The following is a 7,242-nucleotide window of genomic DNA, read 5'->3' on the forward strand; positions in this document are numbered from 1 at the left end:
GGTTTGTATTGACTTGCCTCTAGTTCACTATCCATCATTCTTAAGATATCTGCTAAGTTAGCGTGATCTTTAAAGCTAAGCGTTTGAATTAAAGCACTTAAAAAACATTCAGGTTGCAACAATCGTATGCGCTGCATGAACTTTGTTTTTCTTGCAAATTCTCTAATAGATATTTTATCAAAAAATGATTTAAGTGGACGTGAAAATGTGATAAATTCATTGGTCATAGGAACCTCTTTTATGAAAATTGTATGTGTTAGAAACTACATTTGATCATAAAATTGGTTCCTTTTCAATTTTTTCCGCCAAAAAAATATTTTAAAATTCCCATTAAAATCAAAAATATAACAACTCAATATAAAATCAATTACTTATAAAATCCATCGAATGATCGAGAGATAAACTACAATCGCATTTACGTTCTTTCCATAACGAACGTTTGCTTTAATTTCTTCAGGAAACTCACCCTCATAAGTGCGACCGCAATTTAGGCAGTCACAGGCTATTTTTTGGTTCTCAGTCACATTGATTATCACGGAAGAAATATAATCAACTTGTTTGCGCGACTTTATATAAGTATGTGTATTTTTAAGTGATGTTCCGCACCGCTTGCAAATCCTTTCACTAGGGAGAGTAATTGTTTCATTGACGGCATCAGAGAATGTTAAAGTATACCCTTTATGACCAGGCTGCCCCCTTTTTTGATGCCATTTTTTACACGAAGGTTACGGGTATTACTCCTAGCTAAATCTGCACTTGGAGGAGTAGAGTTTGTCATACTTTTTTTGCTATTTTTAGTTAGTAATAACTCGGCTTCAAGTTCTGTCATTTTTATAGTAAAGGCCACATGAACAGCTTCAAACTCAATGATTTTTTTACATGTGCTTCATTCACAGATTCAAGTTTTTTCAATACGCATAATTAGCTGAGTAATAAGCTGGCTTATTTCACCAGGTAAATTCGAAAGTAGTATAAATGAGTCCAATTGATTATCTCTATGTAGGGTTAATTATTGAAATTATATCAAACTAAATGTATTGCCACAAAACTGCTGAATAGAAAAATTAGTTAATAAAATCTGAAATAAGGCTACTTTAGACAACATTTCAACCGAAAATTCCAAATAAATGTTAAATCTATATCCGAAACTATACTTATTTGTAAGGATTTGATTTTAATCAGTAGCAATTTATGCCATTACCTAAAAAATCACTTAACATAAATTAGCTCTATGTATGAAAGATTTATAGAGCTAATATTTTTTTCAATTAATTTAATTTTTTTTATGTATTGATTGGTCACTGGCACTCATAATCAAATGCGCATTAGTTTTGATACCTGTAGATGAAATATCAGGAGTTCTTGGTAAATAAATAACCTCACAAAAATCTTTTAAGAAATCAAACTTACCCTTCCAATCATCTCCCATTACAAGTATATCAATCTTATATTTAATAATGTCATTTTTTTTTTGTTCCCATGTATTTTCAGGAAACACATAATTAACATACTTAACTGAACTTAAGACGCTAAATCTATTAGCATAATCCATAGCAGGTTTTTTATTTTTTAAAAAATTAAACTCATCAGTAGAGAGCCCTACAAATAGTTCACTACCTAATTCTTTCGCTCTCTTTAATAGGTTAATATGTCCTAAGTGAATGATATCAAAACTCCCATACGTTAAAACTTTCATATTTTATCCATTAATCAGTTCATTTATTTTAGCAACAACTCTACTAGATGACATTGAGTCTATGTAATCAAAAAATATTTTTTTAGATATGTCTTGTTTAGTTTTATTAATCTCGAACTTATTTTGAGTCAATCTCTCTAAACTGTTTAAAAGTGAATAAACATCCTTGCAAATTTCACCTGGAAATACAAAATCAAAATCATAAAAGAAGCCTCTTTCATTATTCATATAATTATCATAATCATATGCAAAACTTATCATTGGTTTATCTAATAGAATAAAATCAATAAAAGTACTTGAATAATCAGTAATTAGTATATCAGCGCGTCTAAGCAAAACTTCTATATGATAAAAACATGAATTAGACAGGTTTAGCATTAGTTCAGGATCTACAACGGCAAGAATATTTTTATTCTTATTAGCCATATGATCACGAATTCCTAGCATAGCATTATTATCTTTTAACCACTTATTCAGTTCTAGTATTTGATTTGGAGTAATATTAATTGCTTCATCAATTTTGTAATTTCTAAATGTTGGGCAATAAAGTACTAATTTCTTGTTGCCTAAATAATTATTTAAAATATCCATTTCATCTTTAAAATCAGATGGCAATTGCTCATAATCCATTAATATAAAATCAGCTCTAGGCAATCCTGTTACCCATATATCATTATACATAAGTGGGTAGAAAGCTGATGCCATTGCCATAGAATCTATTTTTGATGAACTAATTACCGTTCGACATTTTTTATGTTCATTGCCAAGTTTTGCCAAATTATCCTTTTGATCAATCGATGCCACACCAATTCTTTTTAAAGGTATTCCATGCCATAAGTTTATATAATAATGCTTCTCCTCCTGTAATGGATAGCCTACATTACGGAAAGGAGTATGTTTAATGAATATAATTTTACTTTGTAATAAAAGAATCTGCCCCTCTATACTTTCATGAGGATAAATTTCCACATTAACTCCATCAACATTAATAAATTTTGATCTTGTTAATATTATTTTTTTTATATCTTTATTATTCTTGACATACTCAAAAATCGCTCTCTCGTTTCCAGAAAATGTGTGATCAAATGCACACACTGGAAATACCCAATAATTATCAAATGCTACTGTGCGCTTATCTAATTCTAACATTTCTTTATTACTATATTTTTTAGGAAATATTGCTGCGCCTTTTTTCGTCCGTTTGACATTAAAATTCACAAACAGTTTATAACTATTCGAAACTCTATTTAAATTTTTTTCGAAGATATCTACTTTTGCTTCTGGGTAATACTTAAGAATTTCACTTTTCCAGTTTTTAAGGCCTGGTAGTGAATAATGATTTTCTGAAAGTAAATATCTTTTAAATAGAGGGAAACCTTCATCTAGTAAATTAAATATATATTTATCATAAACTGGATGCATTGGGTATAACCAATTACTATATGTATCAAACTTAAACCCTTCTTCAATTAATAATTTAGTCAGCCCGATCTCATATTTCATTACAATTAATTTTTTTTTATTTTCCTTTTTTATATTTTCAAAAAATCTTCTTATGATAGGTGCATTGATAACTTGCCTTCTCAAAGCTATAAAATATGAACCTACATAAAAGTCAAAAATATAATCCTTCTGAAAATCTTGAATAAGCACATCATCAATTTCTTTAATTGAGATTGGATTTTTATATTTTTTTTTATTATAATTTAAAGTTTGATAAATTCCTTTAGTTGCCTGTAATCCCCACCAATCAGAATTAGAATAATCCATCTTATCAAATACATTATCTAGATTAGTCAGCAAATAACAACTATCATTACATAAAAGAACCTCATCATATTTTTCAAGTTCTTCCCAGCCAACTAGCTCATTTGCTAAAATAGAATATGACCCAAAATCATATTTATCATGTTTAAATGACCATGCTTTTTTGACCCAAGGTTTTATTTTATCAAGTTCATATCTTACCATGGTTGAGTCAGCCAAATAGTATACATCGCAATATTTAGAAAGCTCCTTTATATATTCGATAACATAATCGTCCATTATATTTTGAACATCATATCCTGCAAATAAACAAACTCTTCGTTTAATTATTTTTTCTTTATTATCTATAATTTGTGGTGTTTTTTGAAAATATCCCTTATCAAATTTTGTACATAGCTTTGTACTTTGCATAAGCGCATAATGCATTAACGGATTGATAGTATCATAATTAAAACTTAAATACCGAGAACAATAATATAAGATATCAAAATCTTCCCTTGGCTTTCTTAATTCCATCCAACCATATACACAAAAATGATATAAAGGCTCAATTTTTCTTTTTCTAACATCTAAATTATTGCTACTATAGTATTCACTATCAAAATAGCTCCTTACAATTAGCATCTGAAGTGAAATTGGAACATTTACTTTTCCATCTAGACAATCCATAATTATTTCATCAACCGATAATTTTTCTAAATTAAAATCATCAATTTCTAGCACATCTCTATTTTCAAGATAATATGATAACATAACCTCTTTGAAAACCAATTGTACATTAATATCAGCCGCATACTTTTCTAAGTATTGGTTATACTCATATAATATCTGTGTTTTTATTACATCCACTTTATTTTCATTAACTTCTTTATTTATTCTTATTCTATTCCTAACCCCTTGAATCCCTTCATCTCTATAAATTCTAAATATCTTTCTTAAAGATAAAATGATACCTCCATGCTCTTCCACTTTATTTTTGTACAACAATATTTTCTCTTTCATTTTAACTGCCCTTTTAAAACAACCATAGTATTTTTTATTAACCAAAAACATTTAAATTATTCATTTTTTTAGAATTATAACTTTCTTCAATCACAATTTCTTACTTCTACTTTTTTAGTTATATATTTTGAAATTATTCAAGTATCGGCATTTTATCAATAACACCCTGAATAAATTTTATGTATGTATTATGCATAAATAAAGACTCCAATGCATCAAAAACTGTAATACCATGTTTTTCGCATGTAGCGATATAACTGTGTATGCAACAAAACATCTCTGCACCTTTCATTGAACGAAAGCATCCAGAGATTTTCTAATGAATCTTTGTCATCCTTATATCTCGCTCACATTGATTATTGGTAAAAGGTATAAACGGATATTTTTATGATTTCATCAGGGTTATCGACTAACTCAAGCGTAATGCCCTGATTTACCGCCCTGTTTCTTTTTCGGAGAACCATCCCTAGTCACTTTACTATAAGGTTTAATCTTCTTGGTTTTCCTTTTATCTTGAGATGGTGCAGTACTGCTATTGAGACAATTGAGACCGATTTGATTAGATAAATCAACTGTTAATTCAATGAAGGTATTAATGATCTCAATTGCATCTTTGAAATCACCAATATAAGACGACACAAATTCTCGAGCCGAACCAACTAATTGATTAGTGTTAGTTGCTTTTTTTCGTCAACGTTTTGGTTAAGGTCGAGGTTGTATTCATGGTACGTAGTATACACCCTGTTTTTTTTGGCAAAAAAAAACGCCCTTAAATGCGGTTTAGCGTGCTTTAATTTTTCCTCTATTGGGATAACAGATTAAGGGCCTAATGAGCTTTGAAAGATTGTTAAATGTGCAAAATATTGAGGCCCTAAAATAAGCAAGTAAAAATAGAAAAAACACCAAAAAACCGTCAAGAATACTTACAAATCTAGCTTTAACGGGGATACCTGAATGGTAACTATATTTTAACTCATATCCTTACCCATAAGTATTCTAAATCCCAAATTGTCGAATTGATTCCAGTGTAAATACCGAATTTCGTCCCCTTGAAAGTCCTATCCCAAGTGATTCTGGGCCTAGCTCACTATCACGTTTACGACCTAAAAATCCACCTAACATTGCGACTTTGCGCATCATTTCGTTTAACCTCGTGACCTCAACAGGAGGTTTTTGTTTCGACATCAACCAGGTACATGTTATTTCATCAGCATCAAAAAACAAATCAGCTGGTAAATCAGGGCAACGACGACCTAGTCTCATTAGTCTCATCACTCGCCATGCAACAATCATATAAATGCTTATCGCATTTTGCATTCTTTCTATAGTTGTTAATTGTAGCTCTTCAACGGTACAACTACGTGAAAAAATACATCTATTTCCCATCTAGCTCGATACCAGTTAATTAATTCAATCGCTTCATCTTTTGTTGATATAAGGCCGTTTGTGATCAACCTACAGATTATGGGTTTTATTCCTGCTACTGGCTCTTCTTCCTTAGCAATAATGCACGTCACTTCAATTCCACGCTTACCTGGTAATATTTGCCTTGATTGATAGAGTGTTTGAATGACCTCTCTTGACTCAGCTTTACCTCGCCTACGGTATGTAAAATTAATTTGACCTAAAGCCGTCGATTTTTCAGTTTTATGCCATAATTTATTAACTTGTTCCTCTTCTTCTGTGGTAGGACTCTGTTCAGCTAAGTTGCGATTATGTTTTGAACGAACTAACCAATTCACTTGATTTAGGTTATAGTGTTTTTTATTGAATAACTCAACAACATCTCCTTAAAAGTCAAGCCATATACTAAACGTACTACACCCTGTAATGCGAGGTGCTTGCTCTGATATACTGTCTACTCCCTCAACCCAACGCGTACTTTCTAAAAGTCCTTCTCGCGCACCATCATCATTTTTATATTCACGGGACCGCATTCAAGAATCAATAAGTCCTAAGAGCTCTCTATTTGGTGTTATGGCAAGTGTGGGATGCAAATACATTACCGTTTGACATACATAACTTAAGGAGCTCGCATCCTCAGTACATCTGCCATTAAAATTCAGCTCTGTTATATCTTGTAGGCATAAAACAACAGGGTGCTTTTAAAGCGTTTATTTAATCTTTTAGATCAATTGTTGCAAATTCAGAATCGGTCCAGTTTCAATCTTCATTGAAAAGTTCGTCAGTCATGAGAATTGTTCTTATCTAAACCTAATATTAATTAACAACAATTATAGCCAGAAAAACTCAGCATTATCACCAAAAAAACAAACGTAATAAATTGATTTTAAAATAAATAACCATGTAAAATTTATTTTAAAATGATAAAGCCAGAATCAATACTATTCATTATTATTTAGCAATTTTTTAAATTCTAAAACTGTTGGCTAGGGCAAAATTCTCATATAAAAAAACACTAAATCAAGGTTATTTATCTATTTTATCGAGTAGGGTAAGACGTTACCGTCTTATCCCTCTCACAGAACCGTACGTACGGACCTCGTATACGGCTCATACCAATAAATATCTAACGTTTTTGTTAGACGTTCTTTACTTATGCAATGTTGTTAAGTCATATAGTTTGAGTTCTTCAAACCATTTATTGGGCATTGCATAATGTGCTAGCGGACTACAAGCGTTCCTCCAGCTATTCATCTTGATAAATTTGAATGTACCTTTGTACCCAAGCTGTCTTAATCGTCGGTGAAGCCTGCTTGGCTTTTTCCAACTTTTAAGTTGAACTGCCCTGAGTCTACGTCTTATCCAAGTCATCA

At 30.9% G+C, this 7,242-nt stretch carries 7 protein-coding genes and 1 pseudogene; all 8 read right to left on the reverse strand.

Annotated features, from left to right (window positions below; all coding sequences use genetic code 11):
- Positions 1 to 227 (reverse strand): hypothetical protein (locus tag BMW37_RS14655; RefSeq protein ID WP_143047694.1); only part of this gene is annotated, 227 nt, incomplete at its 3' end.
- Between the two features lie 1,046 nt (positions 228 to 1,273).
- On the reverse strand, positions 1,274 to 1,696 hold the full coding sequence (gene tagD, locus BMW37_RS14660; RefSeq protein WP_093322727.1) for a glycerol-3-phosphate cytidylyltransferase: 423 nt from the start codon (positions 1,694 to 1,696) through the stop codon (positions 1,274 to 1,276).
- Positions 1,697 to 1,699: 3 nt separating this feature from the next.
- Positions 1,700 to 4,465 carry a CDP-glycerol glycerophosphotransferase family protein gene (locus tag BMW37_RS14665; RefSeq protein ID WP_177168701.1) on the reverse strand — a complete coding sequence of 922 codons (2,766 nt, stop codon included), beginning with the start codon at positions 4,463 to 4,465 and terminating at the stop codon, positions 1,700 to 1,702.
- Between the two features lie 414 nt (positions 4,466 to 4,879).
- On the reverse strand, positions 4,880 to 5,104 hold the full coding sequence (locus BMW37_RS14670) for a hypothetical protein (protein ID WP_093322732.1): 225 nt from the start codon (positions 5,102 to 5,104) through the stop codon (positions 4,880 to 4,882).
- A gap of 357 nt (positions 5,105 to 5,461) precedes the next feature.
- Positions 5,462 to 5,782 carry an IS4 family transposase gene (locus BMW37_RS14675; protein ID WP_177168702.1) on the reverse strand — a complete coding sequence of 107 codons (321 nt, stop codon included), beginning with the start codon at positions 5,780 to 5,782 and terminating at the stop codon, positions 5,462 to 5,464.
- Positions 5,783 to 5,796: 14 nt separating this feature from the next.
- A complete protein-coding gene (locus BMW37_RS14680; RefSeq protein WP_093322738.1) occupies positions 5,797 to 6,207 on the reverse strand; it encodes a hypothetical protein in 411 nt (136 codons plus the stop codon).
- Between the two features lie 48 nt (positions 6,208 to 6,255).
- On the reverse strand, positions 6,256 to 6,402 hold the full coding sequence (locus BMW37_RS15260; RefSeq protein WP_177168703.1) for a hypothetical protein: 147 nt from the start codon (positions 6,400 to 6,402) through the stop codon (positions 6,256 to 6,258).
- Positions 6,403 to 7,018: 616 nt separating this feature from the next.
- A pseudogene (locus BMW37_RS14685) lies at positions 7,019 to 7,242 on the reverse strand (hypothetical protein); the annotation flags it as partial.

It is taken from the genome of Thorsellia anophelis DSM 18579 (assembly GCF_900111395.1).
Classification (GTDB): Bacteria; Pseudomonadota; Gammaproteobacteria; order Enterobacterales; family Thorselliaceae; genus Thorsellia; species Thorsellia anophelis.